Raw genomic sequence first — 22,007 nt, forward strand, 5'->3', positions numbered from 1 at the left:
GCTGGCGCCGAAGCGCCGCGGGGATGACAAACTTGGCACAGTTTAGCCAATCCCCGCGGGTGGGGCTAGGCGCGCTCCTCGATAGCACCGTTTCTATATGCATCGAGCAGCTGGCGCAGATCCTGGATCTGGCTGCGAATCTTGGCGCCAGTATCGGTGTCGCTCACCATGCGGCGACGGTCTGCTTGGTCAAAACGGTTGGTCTCGCTTTCGATGTCCACGTTGCGCGTGAGTGCCTCGGCAACCGTCGTAAAGGCCCGGTGCGACTTGAGGCGGCAGCCGCGCGAGCTCGAGATGAGCGTATAGCCGGCGATACCCGTCTTGGGATGGTAAGCGCGGCAGAAGCCGCCATCGATGACCAGCAGTTTGCCCTCGGCGCGGATGGGCTGCTCACCCTTGGTGGTTTTAACGGGCGTGTGGCCGTTGATGATGTGGCCGGTCGGTGAACATGCCATGGGCACGACGCCAAACTCGCGCATGATGTCATCGCAGACCGAGGGCGACTTGGTAAGCGTAAAGTACGGGTCCATCGGCTCGACCCAGGTGCTCTTATCGGCGATATAGGCGCGCTCAAAGGTACGCACCAGGCGTCCGCTGGCGGGTGAGTTAAAGCCAATCCACAGGTACCACATCCAGTCGAGGGCGTCGCGGTCGCCCACGCGCCAGGCGCGGCGGGCGATGTGGTCGCAAAAATCGAGATAATCGCGGCCAGCGTGCCAGGTGCCCAGGCAGTTCATGCTGCTAAAGGTGCCGTCTTCGTTGAGCGGCACGCAGCCATGGAACAGCAGGTTGCCGTTGGCGACCTTGTACATCGAGCCGTGGGAATAGAGGAAATCGATATGGCGATGCAGGTGATCGGCGGTGATAAACTCGGACACGAGCTTGTCGATGATGTGCTGCTCCTGAGACGTGAGCGTATAGGGGTCCGTCGGGTCGACGGTGGGGAAGTCGTTGGTCGTGAGCGGCCACACGCTGCCGTCGGCGAGCGTGACCGTGCCGGCGTCGTGGTCGATCTTGTCGAGTAGCAGGCGGTCGGTCATGTCGAACTCGGGGTGGCGCTGGATAATCTGACCCTCGAGCTTAAAGAGCAGCACGTTGATGGCCTTGATCAGCGGGGTGATGGACTCACCGGCGGTGTAGGTGGCATCGGCAAAGGCGACAAGCTCACGCAGCGAGATGCCGTAGTCGTTCTCCAGGATCTCGTAGTTGTCGTAGCGTAGGTTGTTGCGCAGCACCGTGGCGATGCAGGCGGGCTCACCGGCCGCAGCGCCCATCCACAGCAGGTCGTGGTTGCCCCACTGGATGTCGAGTGAATGGTAGGTGAGCAGGCGGTCCATAATCTTGGCCGCGCCGCCACCGCGGTCGAAGATGTCGCCCACCAGGTGCAGGTGGTCGACGGCCAGGCGCTTGATGAGCGAGGCAAGCGACTCGATAAAGTCGTCGGCGCTTGCGGTCTCCAGGATGGACTCCACGATGCGCTCGTGATAGCGCACGCGATAGTTGTTCTCGTCCGGGTGTGTGTGCAACAACTCGTCGATGATATAGGCGTAATCGCGCGGGATGGCCTTACGCACCTTGGAGCGCGTATAGCGGCTCGAAAGCGACCGGGCAACCATGATGAGCTGGTCAAGTATCGTCTTGTACCAGGTGGGCGAGTCCTCGCGCTGGCTGCGGACCAGCTCGATCTTCTCGTGCGGGTAGTAGATGAGCGTGCACAGCTCGCCCTTCTCGTCAAAGGTGAGCGTGTCGCCAAAAATCTCGTCGACATGCTCGCGCACGACGCCCGAGCAGTTGTTGAGGATGTGCATAAAGGCTTCGTACTCGCCATGCACGTCGCTCATAAAATGCTCAGTGCCTTTGGGCAGGTTGAGGATGGCCGAGAGATTGATGATCTCGGTAAACGCGGATTGCTCGGTGGGAAATTGTTTCGACAGCAGACGCAGATACTTGAAGTCTTGCGGATTGCGATCGAATGCGACCATGAAACACCTTCCGATGGGGTTGGTAAAACTGATAAACAGCGTCAAACGTTTATCAGTATGCGCCGCTTTTGTTTCGATTTTGCGCCAGCGGCTGAATTGTCGGCTGAACGGTTTGGTAAATCGATTTAGTTGAGGTAGATATGGCGGTTGAGTGGAGACGACAGAAGGTGTTTTCTCAGATATTTATGCGTGGGGCCGGTGGAGACGATGGTGGTAAAGATGTTCGCTATTTTTGGTTCGATTTGGTAAATAGTGGACATATGTACCGTATGTAGGCTCACTGTGCGATAATTTGCGCAGCAATGAGTAAGGAGCCTCATATGAGTGATTTTGTCCTGACCTGTGAATCCGCCGCCGACCGAACCCGTGAGTTCTTTGCGTCGCGCAATATCCCTGTCGTGTGTTTTCATTACGAGATCGACGATGTTGTCTATACGGACGATCTGTATCAGTCGATTACGCCGGACGAGTTTTTTGCCCAGATTGCCGCAGGCGCCATGCCCAAGACGTCTCAGGTGAGCGTGGGCGAGTACGAGGAGTTTTGGGAGCCGTTTGTTGCCGAGGGTAAAGACGTGCTGCACCTGACGTTGTCGTCGGGTATTTCGGGCACGTATGGATCGGCCTGCGTTGCGGCGCAGATGCTCGCGGATCGCTATCCCCAGGGCGGCAAGGTGCGCGTCATCGATTCGCTGGCAGCGTCTTCGGGCTTTGGCCTGCTGGCGGAATGTGCCGCCGACGTGCGCGATAGCGGGGCTTCACTCGACGAGACGGCCGCCTGGATCGAGGAGCACAAACTCAACCTGCACCACTGGTTCTTCTCGACCGATCTGTCGAGCTACCTGCGCGGCGGTCGCATTTCGGCTGCGAGCGCAATCATCGGCACGGCGCTTAAGATTTGCCCACTTATGACGGTCGATTGCGAAGGTAAGCTGTCGCCACGTGAGAAGATTCGCACTAAGAAGCGCGCGATTTCCGAGATGGCTAAGACCATGATGGCACACGTGCAGGACGGTGCGGATTATTCGGGTAAGTGCATCATGTCGCACTCGGCGTGCCGCGAGGATGCCGAGGCAGTTGCGGCGCTGATTGAGGAACAGGTTCCGCAGCTTAAAGGCAAGATTGAGATTAATAACATCGGTACTCTGATTGGCTCGCATACCGGACCTGGTACGGTGGCGCTCTTCTTTATGGGCGACAAGCGCGTGGATTAATTTGCCCCATCACATCGCCGCATGATTGCTCAAACGAAAACGGCCCGCCTCACGTTTGTGGGGCGGGCCAGGATGTTTTGCTAGCGTTTCTTTCCGCGGAAGAAGAAGCCGTGCAGCGAGGGCTTGAGTCCACGGTTGGCGCGACGCTCCTCGATATGATCGTGGATCGAAGCAACGCGCTCGATGACTTCGTCGGGAATCGGCACGTCGGGATTCATGTTCTCGACCTGACTGACCTCGGCGGCGGAGACCTGGTCGATAATGGGCACATCGTCGTGCGAGATGACAGGTGTGGCGTCTTCCTTCATCTTGCGGTAGCGCTGCATCATGTCGGTCTGCAGCTGCTGGGCCGAAGGCGGCGTCCAAATGATGGCGTTGGCACCGGCGGCGATGGTTTCACGAATGCTCTCGGGCGTCTTGCCGCCCGGTGCGATGAGCGGCAGGTTGGGATAGTGCTCGCGCAGCTCGCGCAGGACCTGTGGCGTGTTCTTGCCGGCCGCGATGTTAAGAATCTTGGCGCCCGCGCGCACCTTTGCGTGAGCATCGTCGTCGCAACGTACGACCGTGGCGATGACGGGGATGTCGGCGATGTTGGTGATGTGCTCGACCATCTCGGCGGTGGCGGGGGAGTTGACCACACAGCCCGCCGCGCCCTGCATCTCGGAGACGGCTGCCATCTGAACGGAGCGCTTACCGGTCGTAGTTCCGCCGCCCACGCCTACAAAGACCGGGCACTCGGCGACGGTCAGCAGCGCCTGCGTAATGGCCGGCTGCGGCGTAAAGGGGTAGACCGCAAACACGGCGTCGGCATTGGAGTTGCGGATGACCGCCACGTCGGTGGTGTAGATGAGCGATTTGATGCGGCGGCCAAAGAGCGTAAAGCCGCTGGCCTCCTCAATCTCGTCAGGCATGCGAAGGGCCGCCTTGCGCAGGCGCCCGTCGATGGGCAGCGGCTCCATAGGGAGCAGGCCGTTGGGCGTGACGGCTACCTGGGGCTCGGTGAACTCGTCTGCGAGCTCGACCTCGGAGAAATCGACCGAGGCGACGATGTCTTCGTGAACCTCGGCGGGCACATCGATGGGAGCTTGGTCGTTTGCCGCGGCAGGCGTGTCGAAGGAGCTGGTGCCGACGAAGGCGTCGACGCGCTCATTTAGATCGTTGAGGGTATCCATGGAGGCTCGATTCTATGTGATGACGGCCGGCAGGGTGCCGGCAGCGTTGTGCTTGCTAAATCGTTTGACGAGTTGATTTTTCCCCGCCGCGTCCTCCGTTAGACCGAAGGGCGGCGAACGTGAAGGAGCTGTGGTGGCGGGGATCGAGGTGCTATCTTGAAAGTCCCGTTTAAAAGAGAGGTGACGCGGTATGGAATTTTCGGCAATGTTGGGCTCGATTGGCCTATGCGTGGGCGCAATCGTTGCCGCCGCGGTCATCTACTTTGTGGTCACGGCCATTAAGGGCAAAAGGGCCGAACGCAAGGAGCGCGCGATGCTTAAACAGCATCGCGACCAGCAGGACAAACGCGCACGGAGATAGCTTGTTGAGTTTTGGATCCGTACGCTAGCTGCGTTTTCGGATCAGGGCAATGTAGAAGCCCTCAAATTCGCGGCTGGGCGGAATGGTGAGCGTGCCGGGCAGGCCGTTGGCGATGGCCGATACCTGACCCGCGGCAATGGCCTCGGTCAGGGCGTTGGACTCGATGCGCGGCTTCTCGCCAGCTTCCTGGGCGCGGCGTGCCTCACTTTCGCTTGGCGTGCCGTCGAGGGGGATGAGCTCGCAGTCCATATGCTTGTCGAGGGCCTCTTGCAGGGCGTCCTCGTTTTCCTGCGGCAAGATCGAACAAGTCGAATAGACGAGCGTGCCGCCCGGTTTGAGGGCTCCCATGGCGCGGTCCAGAAGTGCTCGCTGCGAGCGGGCGCACTTGCTCAGCAACTGCTCGGTGAGGCCGCGCAGGCTCTTCTCGTTGCCGCTGACGACGGTGCCCGTGCCGGTGCAGGGAGCGTCGAGCAGGATACAGTCAAAGCGGAAGAACTCGTCGAGCTCGCGTGCGTCGATGCGCATGACGGGCACGTTTTTTGCGCCTTGGCGGTGGAGGTTGGCTTCGAGCTTCTCGGCGCGGGGAATGCTCATCTCGCAGGCGGTAAGGTGCGCCTGCCCCTGCGTGAGGGCGGCGATCTGCGTCGTCTTGCCGCCGGGGGCCGCGCACATGTCCAGGATGTCCTCGCCGGCCTGGGCGCCCAAGACCAACGGCGGCATCATGGACGACAGACTTTGCAAGTAGATCTTGCCGTCGCGGTAGATGTCGAGGTCCCACAGGTCGGAAACCTGGGCGTCGGGCAGGATGAAGGCATCTGGGTACCAAGCGACGGTTTGGTGGGCGATGCCGGCTGCGTCGAGCGCGGCGGCGATGTCCTCGGCGGTCGCCTTGAGCGTGTTGGTGCGCAGCGTGACCGGGCGTGTGGCCGCGGCGCCGAAGCCCCCGATCATGAGCTCGGCATCGGCAGGCGTATAGGCGCCGGCAACCGTGTCGACCATAAAGCGCGGCAGGTCGGCAGCGCAGGGGAGGGCGGCAAGCTGGTCGGAAAGCTCGGTGGCGGCAAACTGCCTGAGCTTGAGCTCGGCCTTGACCTGCTTTTTCTGCTTACGACGACGCGGCTTGGACATCCGTCTTTCCTTCCACCTAAATGATTATTCTGGGACGGGGATTAAAAAATCATTTAATGATCCCCGTCCCAAAAAGACTACTTTGCGTCGCCCGGGAATGATTTTTTAATCCCCGTCCCAGAATAATCATTCCCGGGCGCGTTGCTGTTGCCTAGTACTGGCTCTCGTGCTTGCTGAAGAAGTCGAAGCGCGGGGGTAGCGGCTTCACGCGGTGCTCGCCGGGCTTCTCGCCCAGGCTCTCCACAAACTCATCCGTGGAGGCGAAGATGTTATCCCAGCTAAAGAAGGCGACCGGGTCAACGTCGAAGTACTCGCAGATGAGCTCGCAGCCGGCAGGGACGATGCCGTGCATGAGCACGGTCGCCACGCGCAGCTCGGTAAAGGCGTCGACGAGGGCCTGCGTCATTGCGGCGTTTGCCGGCTCGCCCTCGAGCTTGTTGGCGGCCTTAGAGGCGTCGCTCCAGCGCTTGTTGGCGGCACGCAGGTAGTCGTCGCACACGGCGAGCGCGCGGTGCGTCTCGAACTTGTACATGGCTTGCTCAAAGGCGAGAGCTGCCTGCTCGGCGGCTTCGACCACAGTGGCGGAGGCGGCGCCGGCGGGGATGCAGCCGTTGCGATAGGGGCTCTCGTCGCTCTCCTTGATGGCGACGCCGTAGAAGCAGCTGCGGGCCAGGCGGTTGAAGACGCCGGTCAAAAGGGCGCTCTCCTTAAGGGCCGGATCGATAACGCGCTTGTCGTCGCAGGCACGCACCTCGTTGCCGTCCTTGTCCTTGCCGGTCACACGCGTGTCGTATGCCTTGGGGCTAAAGCTCACCGGCTTCTCGGATAGGCCGAGCGACAGCCAGTGCGCGCGCATCTGCTCGCAGGTGTAGTGGTTGAGCAGGTCGTCTGCCGGCGGGGGAGGGGTCTGCGAGGACGAGCTCGCCTTTTTGCCCATGTAGAGCAGGTGATAGCAGGCGCTGACGGTGCTCTGCGTAAGGTCCCAACCCAGGGCCTCCCACATGGCGGTTTGCGCGATGCAGTAGAAATAGATGTTGTCCTGACCGATGAACTGGTAAATCTGAGCGTCGTCAGAGCACCACCAGTCGCGCCAGTCGAGCGAGCTGTGCTGGTAGGTGGGTGCGGGCACCTGCGTGGAGTCGGCGGCGGGCTCGCCCATGAGGGCGGCATCCTGGGCGGCGACGCCCTCGGTCACGCCGGCGGCCTTGGCATCGCGCGCGAGCACGGTACGCGTATAGCTGATGGGCGCCCACAGGCTCTCGGGCCAGCACCAGCAGGTGACGTCGGAGACGCCATCGACCTCGGGCACCGGAACGCCCCAGTCGATGTTGCCGGTGATGCGGAAGGGCACGAGTGCCTTGCCGCTGCGGAAGCGCACGCCACCGTTGGCGAGCACCGCGTGGGCGTCGTCGCGCTCCTTCCAGCTGGGGAAGGTGACGGTAAAGCTGCTCTTGTTGCCCTCGGGCTCCAGCACGGTGTGCTCGGGGAGCTGGTCCTCGACGGCATCGAAGGCCTCGCGGAACTTGTTCTGGATGTAGAGCTGAGCCGGCAGCAGCCACTCCTCCATGGTCTTGGAGACCACGGAGCGAACCTGCGGGTTCTGGGCGAGCTTGGCGGTGTAGGTCTTCATAAAGTCGAGGTAGGCCGGCAGGTCAAAGTAGAGATTGTCGACCGGGCGCAGCTCGGGCACCTCGCCGGTGAGCTGGCTCTTGGGCGCGATGAGCTCCTCGGGCTCAAACTGGTGACCCAGGTCGCACTCGTCGGCGTACGCCTTCTCGGACTTGCAGCCCTGGATGGGGCAGCGGCCGATCACCTGACGGCCGTTGAGGAACGTGCCGGCCTTGGCGTCGTAGAACTGCAGCGTGGAGCGCTTGGAGATGGTGCCCTGCTCGTGCAGGCGCTTGATAATCTCGGCGGTCACCTCGTTGTGAATCTGCGCAGCCGGCTCAAGGCCCGAGCCGCCGTAGATGTCGCAGCTGATGTTGTAGTTGTTGAGGGTCGCGGCCTGGCGGGAGTGATTGGACTCGACATACTCGCCGATGGACTTGTCGTAGCCCTCGTTCTCCTTGAGCTTGCGGTAGCTCTCCATGATGGGCGAACCGTAGCAGTCGGTGCCCGAGGTGAAGATGACGTTTTCGCGGCCCAGGCGGTCGCGCAGGAAGCGGGCGAAGAAGTCGGCCGGGACAAAGACGCCGCCGACGTGGCCAAAGTGCAGACCCTTGTTGCCGTAGGGCTCGCCGGCGGTAACGATGGCGCGGCGCGGCCAGCTGGGACGGTCGTTCATGGAGTATTTGGATGCCATGGGACTCCTTCGCATATAGGTAAGAGCGCGGCCGGGCACGGGGTTCGGCGGCGCGGTGGTCAATTCGTGCATATCGTTCGACATTATCGCACATGCGGGCGGGTGCGTGGCAGGGGCGCTATCCTAAGATGCTATGAATGAGATTTCCAACATACATGCGTTTGAGGACGAGGATTTTCTACACGCTTGCTTCGTGTGGGGGATGGCCGTGATCGCGGTGTTTGCCGTGTGCCTGGTGCCGGTGTTTATGCTGCTGGGCGGGCCTGCGGACTTGGACGCGGCTGAGGCGGGCGGCTGGACCACCGTCGTGGGCTGGATGGTCGGTGTGGCTGCGGTTTCTGCAGCGTCGTTTGCCGTGCACGAGCTGGTGCATGCGGTGTTTTTTAAGCTGCTGGCGCCTGCGGGCGCGCATGTGACCTTTGGCGCGAATCGTGAGACGGCGATGATCTATGCCTGCGCCGAGGGCGTTGTGTATTCGCGTCGGCGGTACATGGCCATTTGCCTGGCGCCCACGGTTGTTTTGACGGTGGCGTTTGCCCTGGGCTTTGCGCTCTCGGGCTATCCGCTGCTGTGTTACCTGGCGGCTGGCTTGCATTTGTCGGGCTGTGTGGGCGACTGGTATTACGTGCGGACCATCCTGCGCGACCGCCGCATTGTCGCCTGCGAGGATACGTCCTTTGGCGTGCGCTTTTTTGGGTGAGGAGATGTCGATGAAGTCGTTGTTGCTGCATGCGTGCTGTGCACCATGCTCGCTTGAGCCGGTTCGCCTGCTGCGCGAGGAGGGGTTTGAACCCACGATCTGCTGGACCAACCCCAATATTCAGCCGCACAATGAATGGCAGCGTCGCCTGGACGAGCTGCGCCGGTGGTGTGCCGACGGCGACATCGAGCTCATCGAGGCCGAGGAGGATCGCGAGCGCTGGGAGGCCGGCGTGGCACCGCTGGGTGCCGATCGGCCCCGTCGCTGTCGCGCGTGCTATGCCTTGCGCTTGGCCGAGGCGTGCCGCGTGGCCCAGGAGCGCGGGTTTGAATATGTGGGCACGACGCTCGCCGTCTCGCCGTATCAGCTGTTCGACACCTGCAATGACGTGCTGGAACGTCTGGCTGCCGCCCGCGGGCTTACGCCGGTCATTCGCGATTTTCGCCCGTATTATCCCGAGGCCACGCGTCGTTCGCGCGAGCTTGGCATGTATCGGCAGAATTACTGCGGCTGCCGGTTCTCGGCCGTCGAGGCGGCCATGGACCGCGCCCGCATCCGCGACGAGCGCAAAGCCGCCAAAAAGTAGTTCATTTGGGACGTCAGCCTGCTAGGATGTAGAGCGGACTTTAGCTATATAAGGAGAATCCGACGTGTCTATGCGTACCGATGATTTTGACTATAACCTTCCTGAGGAACTAATTGCCCAGGCGCCTGCCGAGCCGCGTGACTCCTGTCGCCTGCTGGTGGTGGATCGCAAGGGCTCCCAGGCGGGTACGCCGCTGGAGCATGGCGGCACCGTTGAGCACCGCATCTTCCGCGACATCATCGACTATATCGAGCCGGGCGACGTGCTCGTCATCAACCAGACGCGCGTGATGCCGGCCCGTCTGATCGGTCGCAAGACGGGCTCGGGCGGCGTGGTCGAGACGTTGCTGCTCAAGCGCCGCGAGGATGTTGACCCGCTGGGTCACGTTTGGGAGTGCCTGGTCAAGCCGGGCAAGCGTCTGAAGCCCGGGGCTCGGATTGAGTACCGTGCCGGTGGCGCCCATGCGCCCGAGGGAGCTCCCGTGGTGCTGACGGCCGAGGTCGTCGACTTTGTCACCGATAGTCGCGGCGGCCGCCTGGTGCGTTTTGAGCCGGTGGGTTGCAATGCCGCCGGCGAGCCGCGCACGCTCGACGAGGCCATTCATGCTGCCGGTCACGTTCCGCTGCCGCCCTACATTACCGATTACGAGGGCGATCCCGAGAAGTATCAGACCGTCTACGCTATGAAGGAGGAGCACTCGGCTGCCGCTCCTACGGCGGGCCTCCACTTTACGCCCGAGCTCATGGCCGCTATCGAGGCCAAGGGCGCGAAGTTTGCCGCCGTTGAGCTCGAGGTGGGTATCGATACCTTCCGCCTGGTGGAGGAGGACGACCCCACGCAGCATGTGATGCATACCGAGCGCTACCACGTATCGCAGGAGGTGGTCGATGCCGTGCATAAGGCGAAGGCCGAGGGCCATCGCGTGATCGCCGTCGGCACCACCGCGGTGCGCTCGCTCGAGAGCGCGTTCGACAAGGATGCTCCGGTGTCTGATCCGGCTGTGACGGCGCGCTATTTTGAGGGTCGTGAGGACGGGGCCGATACGCTCGGCCGCGGTGACATCGTGGTGCGCGAGAACGCCACGACGCAGCTCTACCTCATGCCCGGCTCGACCTATCACGTGGTCGACGCGCTGATCACGAACTTCCATGTGCCGCGCTCCACGCTCATGATGCTCGTGAGCGCACTTGCTACCCGCGACCAGATCATGGATGCCTACGCCGCCGCCATCGAGGAGCGTTACCGCTTCTTCAGCTTTGGCGACGCGATGCTCATTCAGTAGGTTACGGCGTTTTCCAAACGCCGTAACCGGCCGACGCTGCAAACCCGCCAGAGCGGCAATCTGACGTTCAATCGTCGGGCATGACCAGAAGGTCAATGCCCTCCTCTTTCACGTCATCTTGCTCGCTCTGGCGGGTTTTCGCTGACTTTGCCAGAACATCGGTGTTGCCGTGGTTCAACCTGCCAAAAAGGGACAGGTTTATTTTGGCAGGTTTTATCTGGGCAAACGTTGTTGGCGCAATGGGGACTGGTTTATATGCACCAAGTTGGTGCAAAGTAGCCTGACCCCTTTGCACCAAAAAGTTGCGGTGAGATAGTGCTTGAATTGGCCTTTTTGAGGGCTAAACAGGAACTATCTCACCGCAACTGCGTTGGGGCGTTTTTGGCAACTGGTTTACTTGCTCATGAACAGCCAGATTGCGATGATCACCAGGATTGCGGCGATGATGCAGACGATGGCTCCGGTGAATTTGACGCGTGAGTCGCGGGTTCGCTTGCGCACGTCGTCTTCGGCGGCCTCGAGTTGGGCAACTTCGCGCTCGGTCTCGGTATGCTCGGCCTTGTCGCGTGCCAAGGACCCGGCGAGCGATTCGGTGATTTCGGGATGGTCATGCACCTCGGTCGCCTGCTCGATAATCGACTGCGCATGCGCGGCATCTGCCCGGGCGTTTGCGATGGCCTGCTCTTGCTCGCGGCGTGCCTTGTCCTGCGCGGTGATCTTTTCGCGCAGCTCGCGCTGACGCGTCGCGGCGGCAGTTTTTGCGGACTGCAGCTCGTCGCGCGCGGCATCTGCCTCGGCCGTTACGGCCTGGTGCGCGCGTTTAGCGTCGGCGATGGGAGCCTGTGCCTGTTCGACGGCCTGCTCGGCGGCGGCAAGTGAATGCTCAAGATCGGCGGTCACGCGCGGAATGTCTTCCTCGGCCTTGCGGAGGGCGTCGGCAGCGTCGGAGATTTGCATAGACAGCTCGCTGGTGCGCACGGTGTAATTGGCGGGATTTGCCGAAGGGTTGCGCTGCAGCTCGGCATACTCGCGACGCAAGGTCTCGAGCTGTGCGCGCGTAGCATCGGCAGTTTGTCGTGCGGCGGCGACACCGGTATCGCGCTCAGCCTTCACTTTGTCGCGGATGCGCTTGGAATCTTCGAGTCGACGAACCAGGCGGTTGCCGGTCTCGCGTGAACTCGCCTCGCGGGCTTCCGCGGCGTCGAGTGCAGCCTTCAGGCGGAGTTCGGTCGCATCGTCCTCTGCTTTCATTTGCTCGAGCTGGCCCTTGAGCTCCGTCGCTTTGGCGGCATGGGCATCACGGTTAATTTCAGCTGCCGCAGCGGTCTTTTGTGCCGTGGCGATTGCCTGGCGCTGGTCGGCGATGATCTGATCGTAGCGGCCTGCGATGTCCTGGCGCGTCTCGAGCTCCTCTGCCTGGTCGGCGATGCGCTGCTCAAGCTCGGACAGGTGGGCGCGGGCATCGGCGAGTGCCTTCTTTGCGGCGTTCATCTCGCGCATGGCCGACGCGCCCTGGGCGATAAAAGTGCCCACGGCGTTAGCGGTGTTTGAGACGGCGCTCCCCAGGTCGCGGCTCGTGGCGGGGGCATGCGAGGTGGTCGGGTGCGCGGCCTCGGCGGCATTCGTATCGGCAGTCTGCGGCGCGGCGATATTGCCGGTGCCGCCTTCGATCACGGAAAAGCCCGCTGCATGCGGGTCGACGGCGTCCGCGCCAATCGTGGGATGCTCGAGCTGCAGAAACGAGGGCATAGTGCTGCCCTGATCGGCAACGGGGGTCTCGCCGGGTACAAAGGTCGAGGCGGCCTCGGCAGCCTCTTCCTCTTCGGCGTCAACGTCGGCATCGGCGACAGCGTCCTTCATCGCTTTGACGGCATCCATCATGGAGTCCATGACGGCGTCGAGCTCTTCTTCCGAAGACACCTCGATGGGGCCCGCTGCTTGCGGAGCGTTCTCAGCCTTGGGCTCAGTATCGCTCGGGTCCGGCTGCTCTAGCTGCTCTTCTTTGTCTTGCTCTGCGGCGACATTTGCGTCTGCGGCCTCGTCTACGGCGGCAGGAGCCTCCTCGACAGCGGCATCAATGCCGCCATCGCTTCTGGTGGAAGTATCGCAGTCGTCAATGGTGTCTGCGGAATTATCAATATGCTGTTGAGTCTGGGGGTCCAGCTCGTCTGTCATAGGCATGTGCTCCTCATCGTTGTTCGTCACCCTATGATAAAGTCTCGCGCCGACATCCCGCGCCCCGCAGCAAAGTTTCAAAACGTGTTCGATGACTCGTTGCGTTAACAAAAACTCGGTCGCTCTATCCAATTTTTACTTGACATTCCCTTCGCCGAAAGACGTTGCACCGTTCGCCTGCCATGGGCTTTATTTTTCACTTGAACCCGCTAAAGTTGCATGTCAGCTTTTGGCGCGTGAAGTTGGATGCGCGCAGTCGACGGGCGGGCCCGTCGCGATTTGAAAGGACTTTGTATGGGACTTTTCACTGGTAAGACCGTGATCGTCACCGGCGGCGGCAAGGCCACGCTCAAGGACGGCTCCGCTGGCTCCATCGGTTACGGCATCGATATCGCTTTTGCCAAGGAGGGCGCGAACCTCGTCATCACTGGCCGCAACGTCGCCAAGCTCGAGGCCGCCAAGGAGTCTCTCGAGGCTGAGTACGGCGTCAAGGTTCTTCCTGTTCAGGCCGATGTCTCCGCCGGCCAGGACAACGAGGCCGTCGTGCAGAACGTTATCGACAAGGCGATTGAGGAGTTCGGTCGTATCGACGCCGTCGTCAACAACGCTCAGGCCAGCGCCTCGGGTGTGACCATCGCCGACCACACCATGGATCAGTTTAACCTGGCCATTTATTCCGGTCTGTATGCCACCTATCTGTACATGCAGAAGGCCTATCCGCACCTGAAGGAGACCAAGGGCTCCGTGGTCAACTTTGCTTCGGGCGCCGGCCTGTTTGGCAACTACGGCCAGTGCAGCTATGCTGCCGCCAAGGAGGGCATCCGCGGCCTGACTCGCGTCGCCGCCAACGAGTGGGGCAAGGACGGCATCAACGTCAATATCGTTTGCCCGCTTGCTTGGACCGCTGCGCTCGAGAACTTCCAGGATGCCTATCCCGAGGCGTTCAAGGCCAACGTCCACATGCCGCCGGCGGGCCACTACGGCGACGTCGAGAAGGAGATCGGCCGCGTGGTCGTTCAGCTCTGCGGCCCCGACTTTAAGTATATGAACGGCGAGACCGTCACCCTCGAGGGCGGCATGGGCCAGCGTCCTTAGGGGTTCCGCCGTTCTACCGAACGGCGGACCGGCCGACGCTGCGCGGGCCGCATTTGGACAATCTGCCGTTCAATTTCAAGGGCGCGACCAGAAGGTCAGCGCCCTTTCATTTCACGGCACCTTGTCTCAAATGCGACCCGCTCGCTGACGTTGCCAAAATATCGGCGTTGCCGTGGCTGGTAAATAGCTCCACTCATCGGGGACGTACTTAAATGAGTGCCCGCAGAATGAAAGTGGATAATCTCCCGTTTTTGGGCTGTGCTTTGGGCAAAAGTGGGAGATTATCCACGCTCATCCGGTAAGCGTCCAAAAATCCACGCTCATTTGCCGTGTCCCTGCCGTATCCTCCTCGCGCCAGTTTCTGTCGAGTCGGTGCTTCTTGCGGGTTGCCCGTATAATGGTTTGCGTATGAACCGCAACCAAGGAGTTCCAGTTTATGGACCAGAGCCTTTTTAAATTCGACCTGATCGCCGAGGACCCGACCACGCACGCGCGTGCCGGCGTGCTGCATACCCCGCACGGCGATATCGAGACGCCGATCTTTATGCCCGTGGGCACCAAGGCAAACGTCAAGGGCATTCCCACCGAGACCGTCAAACAGCTCGGCGCGCAGATCGTGCTCGCCAATACCTACCACCTGTCCATGCGCCCCGGCGAGGACACCATCGCCGAGCTGGGCGGACTGCACAAGTTCATGAACTGGCACGGCCCCATCCTCACCGACTCGGGCGGCTTCCAGGTGTTTAGCCATAACGACGCCGTCAAGCTCACTGACGAGGGCGTGCGCTTTATCGTCAATGACTACGACGGCCGCCACGTGTTCTGGACGCCCGAGGACAACATGGCAATCGCCATGAAGCTCGGCTCCGACATCTGCATGCAGCTCGATCAGTGCCCCGGCTATCCCGCCACGCGCGCCTACGTCGAGCGCGCCGTGGAGCTGTCGAGCATGTGGGCCGAGCGCTGCTACAAGGCTCACACCCGCGATGACCAGGCACTCTTTGGCATCGTCCAGGGTGGCATGCATCTGGATCTGCGCCTGCGATCGCTGCGCCACCTGGAGGAGTGCGGCGACTTCCCCGGTTACGGCATCGGCGGCTACTCGGTGGGCGAGGACCACGAGACCATGTTCGAGACGCTGGCGCCGCTGGTTTCCGAGTACATGCCTAAGCACAAGCCGCGCTACCTCATGGGCGTCGGCAACCCTACCACGCTCGTGCGCGGCGTTGGCGTGGGCATCGACATGTTCGACTGCGTGCTGCCGACGCGCACCGGCCGCATGGGCACGGCATTCTCCAGCGAGGGTCGCCTCAACTTCCGCAACGCCCGCTTTGCGCACGACGACGGCCCCATCGACCCCACCTGCACCTGCCCGGTGTGCACGGGCGGCTACAGCCGCGCGCTCATCCGCCACATGGTCACGCAGAAGGAGATGCTCGGCGGCATTCTGCTTTCGATGCACAACATCTACTACCTGCTCAACCTTATGCAGCGCGCCCGCCAGGCCATTATCGAGGGCCGCTACGGCGCGTTTGTGAGCGACTGGATGAACAGCCCTGCGGCGGTGGACTACTAAGAGCGGCGCGGGCGCTTGCAAAGCGCGGGCAACGGCAAGGGACGAGCGCCGGCCGGTCATCACGTTCGCTAACACCGTCTGCGCGACCGATGACCGATAGCTTGCAAGCACTTGATGCATCGTGGGTACCATACCGAATAGTTGATGTTCGGGCGGGTGTTTGGCGCATGGCGTCGACCCCGCCCGTTTTTTTTCTCGATAGGAGTACCCATGATTAAGAATGAAAACGTCGAGGGCGAGCCTGCCTACGACGAGACGTACCGCCGCGGCCCCGTGGTCATGCGCGGCCCCATGATTCCTAAGGACAACACCTATGCCAACTTGCTGGCGCCCGAGGAGTCGACCGACTGGCTGCATGCCGATCCGTGGCGCGTGCTGCGCATTCAGGCAGAGTTTGTCGATGGTTTTGGCGCGCTTGCCGAGCTTGGTCCTGCAGTGACCATCTTCGGCAGCGCCCGCACGCCCAAGACCGATCCGCTCTACAAGGCGGCGCGCACGGTCGGTCGCAAGATCGCCCAGCGCGGCGTGGCGGTTATCACCGGCGGCGGTCCCGGCGTCATGGAGGCGGCCAACAGGGGAGCGGCGAGTGTCAACGGCAAGTCGGTCGGCTTGGGTATCGAGCTTCCGCACGAGCACGGGCTCAACAAATACGTGAACCTTGGCATGGACTTCCGTTACTTCTTTGTGCGCAAGACTATGTTCGTCAAATACAGCTCGGGCGCTATTGTGTTTCCCGGCGGGTTTGGCACGCTCGACGAGATGTTCGAGGTGCTCACGCTGGTGCAGACGCACAAGGTAAAGCGCATGCCGCTCGTGCTGGTGGGCACCGAGTACTGGCAGGGTCTGTTCGACTGGCTCAACGGCCCGGTGATGGACGCCGATATGATTAGCCCGCTCGATCCGGAGCTTGTGCACATCACCGACGACCTCAACGAGGCCGCCGACATTGCCCTGAGCGGGCTGATGTAGGGTGCTGTGACTGTTGTTATAGTAATGTGAACGGCATACTGATGCTATTTAACATCAGTATGCCATCTAAACTGGGTATACTGATGCAAAAGACGAGGCGAGGAGGTCGCGTATGTCTACTGCAACGGTTAAGCCTACGACGGTTCGCATCGAAGAGGGGCTCAAGGAACAGGCGACTGAGTTTTTGGATACGGTTGGTCTGAGTCTCAATTCGTATCTCAACCTTGCTGTTCGGCAGCTGGTAAATCAACGAAAGATTCCTTTTGAGATCGTAGGAAGGGCGGAGGTGCCCAACGAGGCAACGAGGCGTGCCATGGTGATCGCCGAAGCTCATGAGTTGGGGATTCTGCCGGACGACAGCCCGTCATTCAATAACGCTGATGAGCTTATATCATTCCTCGATGAGGACTAGCGATGTTTGAGATTAAGGTCGAGGCTCAGTTTAAGGCGGATTACAAACGGGCGATGCGCATCCATCCGCAGCTAAAAACCGAGTTTAAGGCGGCGGTCGCAGAGCTTGCGGCTCACGGCTCGCTTCCCGCGGAATATGGTGCCCACGAGCTTTCAAACCCGGGCGGCAACTACAACGGCCACATCGATTTCCATCTATCCGATGGCATGGTCGATGTGGTCGTTCTCTATCTGCCGCATAAGACTAATCCGGTGATCCGGCTGGTGAGAATGGGCTCGCATGAGGAGCTGTTTCAGGGTCCGCAGGGCTGATTGCTCGCCTATGATTCGCGGGGGAATAGGGATTGATTCGCGGCCGATTGGCCAAAACAGCCCCTATTCCTCCGTAGCTGTTGGAGACGTCCCGTTCGTGGCTGCGACCTCTGGCTCTCCTCTTTGCTGGATTTCGCTTAAAAGCTCGGCTGCAACTTCGCTGCTTTTGAAACGGATGCTGCAGTCCTCTTTCTTAGGAAAGGCCAGTAACGGAATAGTTCCGTACCAGACGGTTTCCTCGTCAATTACTGACGCGCACAGGCGTCCTTCGGCTTTGATGGAATAGTCGACGTTCATCTCGGTTAAAATCGTTTTCACGTCATTGTGTGGAGTCGAGGCAATTGAAATCTCAAGGGCAATCCCACGGGCGGTGGCGCCTGTGAGTACGGCAGCGAGCTTTGCGAGGCATGCAGCGGATGCGTAGGGCGCGGCAATAAAAATGCTTTTCGTTGCGCGCGCGATGTCATCTGCTAAGGCCTCCACGGCCCTTGCCGGCCTAACGAGGATGTTTTGATCGGCCCGTTTGTTGTCATTTGCTGCAAAGACTTCATACCCCAGCTTGGCGTAGGTCTTGAGCCTCTTTTGGTACATGCGTGCGAGCATGGGTATCGACAAATCAACATAGTCGAATATCTCAACCCGCTGCTTGCCCTCGTGACTTCTATGTAGCCTGCCTGCCTGCTGCGTTATGCTGCCGTCCCAAGATATCGGTGTGGCAATGAGCAGAGTGTCAAGGTAAGACAGGTCGAAACCCTCGCCCAGAAGGCCTTCGGTTGCGATGATAATTCGATGCTCATGCTCGAAGCCGGGAAGGCTGTTCAGTATTGCCTTTCTTTCTTTGGCGTCGATTTCTCCGGTTAAGAGTATAGGTTCGTGTCCGCGGCTTTGAAGCAGCCTACATAGCTCTTCGGCATGTTTTTTCCTTTTGGATAGCACAAGCGGATGTCGACCGTTTGACGCGGTCTCGAGGGCATCGTCGACAATTGCTTCGTTTCTCGCTGTGTGCGCACACAGGAGATCGAGAATTTGGTTAAAGGATGCTCCTGGTTCGTAGGTGGGTAATCGAATTCCGGTGAAACGCGGTCTAACAATGCGCTGAATCCCCTGTTGGATTGCTTGCGTTTTTGGATCAATGACATGGCGAAGCGGGCCGCAGAGCATTGAGAGCGCTCGCGTGAGTCCGTCCGAGCGTTCAGGCGTCGCGGAAAGGCCGTATACATATTTGGCTGGAGCGGACTTGAGGACAAGCTCAAGCTGTGGTGCGGCTGCGTGGTGACATTCATCACAGATAATGAGGCCGTAATCACGAACGAACTCCTTGGCTATTGGTTCTCCGGTCTGGGAGTCCTTGCTGGACAGAGACTGGAATGAAGCAATGTCGATGAGATGGCTTATGGCGGTTTTGCCTCCTCCGATTTGGCCAATGAGCGGAGGCTGCCTTTTACTGATTCGTCCTTTTGGGGTTCGGACTGGCTTTCTGTTATCAGTAATGTCGATAAACCGTTCGAGCTGGGTTTTCCATTGGGCAATGAGCGCGGTCTTGGGAACGATGACGAGCGTTGGAAGACCGATGGTAGCAATAAGATAGGCTCCGATGACGGTTTTGCCGAAACCCGTCGGTGCAGACATGATTCCGTCTTCATAGCCGAGTATCTGTTCGGCGGCAATTTGCTGTTCAGGGCGAAGAGTCCCTTTAAATGCCATCACAATTGGATTGCCAGACTTGCGCCTGTCTGAATAGTGGGCAGCAACGCCGGCTTCTTGAAACAGCCGCTCAAGCTGAGCCTTGCAGCCTCTGGGAATCGCGACGCAACTGTCTCTAAGTTCGCTGAGGTCTATGTACCGCGGTTTGCCGAATACCGATTGATGCATAGATTGCGCGCGGAAGAATTCTGGGTTGGCAAATGTTGCAAGCCTGCGAACTTCCATTTGAGCTGCGGGACTCAGAGATTTTTCGGGGATATAGAGCATATCGGCCTGCGTGACGGACAGCGATGACGGGAAGTCCTGCGGCGTGAGCGGAAGCCGCTTTCGCGGCCTCTGAGAATGTGGCGCGGCGGTGTTTCCCGCCACTGCAGCTGATATTCCATGCGGTTTATTGTCGATGCTTTCGATCAGATTTTGCACCGTTGCATGTGGAATCAGCTGAATTTGCGAAAGGTAAAGCCATTGATCGGGAAAGGGCTCAAATTGCTCGTCAACAAATACACTGTTCCCTTTTCGCTGCGCTTTTCCTTGAAAAGGCAGTGCTATGAGATTTCCGAAGCCGCCCTCAGGAATGGTGGACTGTGCGGGCAGCATCCGGTCAAAAGCTTCAAAGGTGATTGTCTTGTTGAGCGCCGCCGCTTCGGTGATAAGGCTACTTCCAAATTCTCGTGCGATCTTTGCGCTGGTGAGCTCTAGGAAGAAAAACCAGACATGTGTGCCGTTACCTGATCTCGATCGCTCGACTGCAGCATCGATTCCATGGTTTTTTGCGACAAGCCGAATGGCGTTTGTCGCTTCTTTCCAATCGGCTCCGTCAAAGTCGATGACCAAGACTTTTGTGTTGCTGTCATTATCGAGAACATATTGACCTATGACGTCTCGGAGTCTGTCGTCACTGCCCTTGAAATGGGAGATGATCGCGGCATCGCTCAACTCGGGGAAGACGCGGTTGCCGCATTCAGCGCATTTGGTTTTCTGACGATTTGCTTTGGGACAAATGCCTGACTTCCACTCGTTTGCGCAGGCGGGCGTATAGCCGATCCCCCCGTCTTTTCTGCGGTACCCATGGGCGTAAACATCTTTGCGGCCAGTAAAGAGATTGCGAAAGAGCTCGAGTTTGTCGCGCGCTGGACTCGCGCTGGTGACGATACCCTCGAGCTGCGCCCGTCTATCGAAAGATGTGCCTGCTTTCTCCCATTCTTCGAGCGTTGCGTAACGGATGTCTGGGCCATTGCTGCAGATGACGATTTGGCCGTGCAGCTCAGATACATGAACGACTGCTTCCTTGAATTGGAATACCGTGTCCCCGATGAGGGCGTATTGATGCGTAACGGTGCTCATGTAAATGCCGTTCTTGTTGGGGTTCATTAAAATGAGAGTACGTTATTTTGTTTTTTTGGGCATCCGATTCTGATTTTGGTTCGGTGATAGTGGAGTGCGGCTCCGTGAGTGGTGTTTGGCTAGTGCCAAAATGTGTGGTAGCTGTTATTGAATGGGTTTGAGTGGCTATGAGACGGGCTGGAGATCCTGGGAACTACCTCCGAATAGACCCGGTGGACAAAAAATGGCAAATATGAGTACTGTTGTTGTGGTGGTATCATATCATCTGGAAAGTATTTAAGACCAATCGAGTGAAATCGAATATAACCAACCCCCCCTAACCACGGCGATTCGGGACTTTACGGCGCTCAAAATCGGCAGAAGAAAGCAAATTCAGCCAGATTTCGCTGCGACTAAATTGGTAACAGTACTCATATTTGCCATTTTTTGACCAAGGGGTATCGCAAGGGGGCTGGATAAAGCGTCGATGGCCTTCGAAATCTCGATTAGGTAGTTGAGCGGCAATGAAGTTGCGGCGTAATGGGAAGCGGTTCGCAGCTTTTCGGCCATAACGGCCCCTTTACCGCCGCCATTCCTAAAGAGATGCCGGCGCGCCTTGAGTTGGAGCACGCCGGCGTGATGGCTTTGCTGTGGCTGGGCGCACCTCGGTCGTTCGACTGACCGGCATGTCCGGTCTTGCCAAACGGGCTTTTGTTAGCGCTTAATGTTTGCCCAGATAAAACCTGCCAAAATAAACCTGTCCCTAATTGGCAGGTTGGTAGCGGGGGCAGTAGCTGATGGCGATGGCGTCGACGCCTACGTGGGTGGCGATGGTGCAGCCGATGGGACCGGTGCCGGCGTCTACGAAGTTCTGGCCTGCGAGCGCTTGGTTGACGAGCTCCTGCTCCTCGGCAGCGCCGGTCGTGAGCACACGCACGCTTGAGCCCGGGTGCTCGTCCAAAAACGCGAGGCAATCGGCCATGGTGTTGGCAACGATGCGCTTGGCGCCGCGGCCCTTTTTGATGGCCTTGATCTCGCCCGATTTCCACTCCGGCGAAACGGCCAGGCGAATGTTGAGCATCTGCGTGAGCTGGCCGGCGAGCTTGGGCGCACGGCCGTTCTTGACCAGGTTCTCGAGCGTGCGGGGAATCAGCAACAGGTGGGCGTCGGGCAGCGTCGCGCGGATCTGCGCCTCGGTCTCGTCCAAGCTGCGGCCGTCCTCGCGCATGGCAAGTGCGTACTCCACCAGCAGGCCCTCGGCGCCCGAGCCGGTGCGCGAATCGATGCAGCGCACGTCGAGCTCGTGGGTCTCGGCGACCAGACATGCGTTGGAATAGCAGGCGGACCACTCGCTGCACAGCGAGATAAAGATCGCGCTGTCGTGGCCATCGGCGCGTACGCGGTCAAACAGCGCCTTGAACTCGCCGGCGCTCGGCTGCGAGGTGTGCGGCAGCTGCTCGGAGCCGGCCATGCGGGCGACGTACTCCTCGGCGGTAATCTGCACCTGGTCGAGCAGGTCCTCGCCCTCGATAATCACATGCAGCGGAATCACGTAAATGCCGAGCTCTTGGGCGCGGGCGGGGGAGATGTCCGACGTGGAGTCGGTTATGATGGCAAAAGACATAATTGCACCTTTCGTTGGGGCGCGGCAGCGCCGCCTTCTGAAAGCAAAGTGCGACAAGTATAGTGGAGTTGCTCTACATTGCTAGGTTCAATTG

18 protein-coding genes are annotated in these 22,007 nt (G+C 59.9%); 10 read left to right on the forward strand and 8 right to left on the reverse strand.

Going from position 1 to position 22,007, the window contains the following annotated elements; translation table 11 throughout:
- Positions 1-65: 65 nt before the first annotated feature.
- Positions 66-1,982 carry a fructose-1,6-bisphosphatase gene (locus DXC79_RS02470; protein WP_117634923.1) on the reverse strand — a complete coding sequence of 639 codons (1,917 nt, stop codon included), beginning with the start codon at positions 1,980-1,982 and terminating at the stop codon, positions 66-68.
- Positions 1,983-2,302: 320 nt separating this feature from the next.
- Here DXC79_RS02470 and DXC79_RS02475 point away from each other — a divergent pair, with 320 nt between their 5' ends.
- The gene (locus DXC79_RS02475; RefSeq protein ID WP_117634925.1) at positions 2,303-3,193 is read left to right on the forward strand and encodes a DegV family protein; all 891 of its coding nucleotides are present in this window, start codon (positions 2,303-2,305) and stop codon (positions 3,191-3,193) included.
- An 80-nt stretch (positions 3,194-3,273) separates the two neighbouring features.
- On the opposite strand, the gene DXC79_RS02480 is transcribed toward DXC79_RS02475, so the two are convergent.
- Positions 3,274-4,365 (reverse strand): hypothetical protein, encoded by a 1,092-nt coding sequence (locus DXC79_RS02480; RefSeq protein ID WP_117634927.1) that lies wholly within the window; start codon positions 4,363-4,365, stop codon positions 3,274-3,276.
- A gap of 190 nt (positions 4,366-4,555) precedes the next feature.
- Between DXC79_RS02480 and DXC79_RS10035 the strand changes: the two genes are divergently transcribed.
- Positions 4,556-4,726: a hypothetical protein gene (locus tag DXC79_RS10035; protein WP_158550943.1), complete on the forward strand. Its 171-nt coding sequence runs from the start codon at positions 4,556-4,558 to the stop codon at positions 4,724-4,726.
- A gap of 24 nt (positions 4,727-4,750) precedes the next feature.
- Here DXC79_RS10035 and DXC79_RS02485 read toward each other — a convergent pair whose 3' ends face one another.
- Entirely contained in the window at positions 4,751-5,854 is a 1,104-nt protein-coding gene (locus DXC79_RS02485; protein ID WP_117634929.1) for an RsmB/NOP family class I SAM-dependent RNA methyltransferase, read from the reverse strand.
- A 151-nt stretch (positions 5,855-6,005) separates the two neighbouring features.
- Positions 6,006-8,156, reverse strand: coding sequence for a methionine--tRNA ligase (locus DXC79_RS02490; RefSeq protein WP_117634931.1), 2,151 nt, complete (start codon positions 8,154-8,156; stop codon positions 6,006-6,008).
- A 133-nt stretch (positions 8,157-8,289) separates the two neighbouring features.
- Here DXC79_RS02490 and DXC79_RS02495 point away from each other — a divergent pair, with 133 nt between their 5' ends.
- The 3 genes from DXC79_RS02495 (at position 8,290) to queA (ending at position 10,724) form a co-directional block, all read left to right on the forward strand.
- A complete protein-coding gene (locus tag DXC79_RS02495) occupies positions 8,290-8,856 on the forward strand; it encodes a DUF3267 domain-containing protein (protein WP_117634933.1) in 567 nt (188 codons plus the stop codon).
- A 10-nt stretch (positions 8,857-8,866) separates the two neighbouring features.
- Positions 8,867-9,442, forward strand: a complete 576-nt coding sequence (locus DXC79_RS02500) for an epoxyqueuosine reductase QueH (RefSeq protein WP_117634935.1) — start codon at positions 8,867-8,869, stop codon at positions 9,440-9,442.
- Between the two features lie 70 nt (positions 9,443-9,512).
- Positions 9,513-10,724, forward strand: a complete 1,212-nt coding sequence (gene queA / locus DXC79_RS02505; RefSeq protein WP_117634937.1) for a tRNA preQ1(34) S-adenosylmethionine ribosyltransferase-isomerase QueA — start codon at positions 9,513-9,515, stop codon at positions 10,722-10,724.
- 393 nt (positions 10,725-11,117) lie between these two features.
- Here the strand turns inward: queA and DXC79_RS02515 are convergent, their stop codons facing one another.
- Entirely contained in the window at positions 11,118-12,899 is a 1,782-nt protein-coding gene (locus DXC79_RS02515) for a hypothetical protein (protein ID WP_117634941.1), read from the reverse strand.
- 294 nt (positions 12,900-13,193) lie between these two features.
- Between DXC79_RS02515 and DXC79_RS02520 the strand changes: the two genes are divergently transcribed.
- From DXC79_RS02520 to DXC79_RS02540, 5 genes are all read left to right on the forward strand, one after another.
- Positions 13,194-13,994, forward strand: coding sequence for an SDR family NAD(P)-dependent oxidoreductase (locus DXC79_RS02520; RefSeq protein ID WP_006235414.1), 801 nt, complete (start codon positions 13,194-13,196; stop codon positions 13,992-13,994).
- Positions 13,995-14,430: 436 nt separating this feature from the next.
- On the forward strand, positions 14,431-15,570 hold the full coding sequence (tgt, locus tag DXC79_RS02525) for a tRNA guanosine(34) transglycosylase Tgt (RefSeq protein WP_117634943.1): 1,140 nt from the start codon (positions 14,431-14,433) through the stop codon (positions 15,568-15,570).
- A 210-nt stretch (positions 15,571-15,780) separates the two neighbouring features.
- Positions 15,781-16,539, forward strand: a complete 759-nt coding sequence (locus DXC79_RS02530) for a TIGR00730 family Rossman fold protein (RefSeq protein ID WP_117634945.1) — start codon at positions 15,781-15,783, stop codon at positions 16,537-16,539.
- Between the two features lie 112 nt (positions 16,540-16,651).
- Positions 16,652-16,951 (forward strand): type II toxin-antitoxin system RelB/DinJ family antitoxin, encoded by a 300-nt coding sequence (locus tag DXC79_RS02535; RefSeq protein WP_117583791.1) that lies wholly within the window; start codon positions 16,652-16,654, stop codon positions 16,949-16,951.
- Positions 16,952-16,953: 2 nt separating this feature from the next.
- Positions 16,954-17,262, forward strand: a complete 309-nt coding sequence (locus DXC79_RS02540) for a type II toxin-antitoxin system YafQ family toxin (RefSeq protein WP_117634947.1) — start codon at positions 16,954-16,956, stop codon at positions 17,260-17,262.
- A 63-nt stretch (positions 17,263-17,325) separates the two neighbouring features.
- On the opposite strand, the gene DXC79_RS02545 is transcribed toward DXC79_RS02540, so the two are convergent.
- The 3 genes from DXC79_RS02545 to DXC79_RS02550 form a co-directional block, all read right to left on the reverse strand.
- The gene (locus tag DXC79_RS02545) at positions 17,326-20,310 is read right to left on the reverse strand and encodes a DEAD/DEAH box helicase family protein (RefSeq protein ID WP_158550944.1); all 2,985 of its coding nucleotides are present in this window, start codon (positions 20,308-20,310) and stop codon (positions 17,326-17,328) included.
- Between the two features lie 372 nt (positions 20,311-20,682).
- On the reverse strand, positions 20,683-20,859 hold the full coding sequence (locus DXC79_RS10040; RefSeq protein ID WP_158550945.1) for a hypothetical protein: 177 nt from the start codon (positions 20,857-20,859) through the stop codon (positions 20,683-20,685).
- Between the two features lie 193 nt (positions 20,860-21,052).
- Positions 21,053-21,913, reverse strand: a complete 861-nt coding sequence (locus DXC79_RS02550) for a DegV family protein (protein ID WP_117634950.1) — start codon at positions 21,911-21,913, stop codon at positions 21,053-21,055.
- Positions 21,914-22,007 lie beyond the last annotated feature (94 nt).

The organism is Collinsella sp. TF08-11AT, assembly GCF_003437035.1.
In the GTDB taxonomy this organism is placed as follows: domain Bacteria; phylum Actinomycetota; class Coriobacteriia; order Coriobacteriales; family Coriobacteriaceae; genus Collinsella.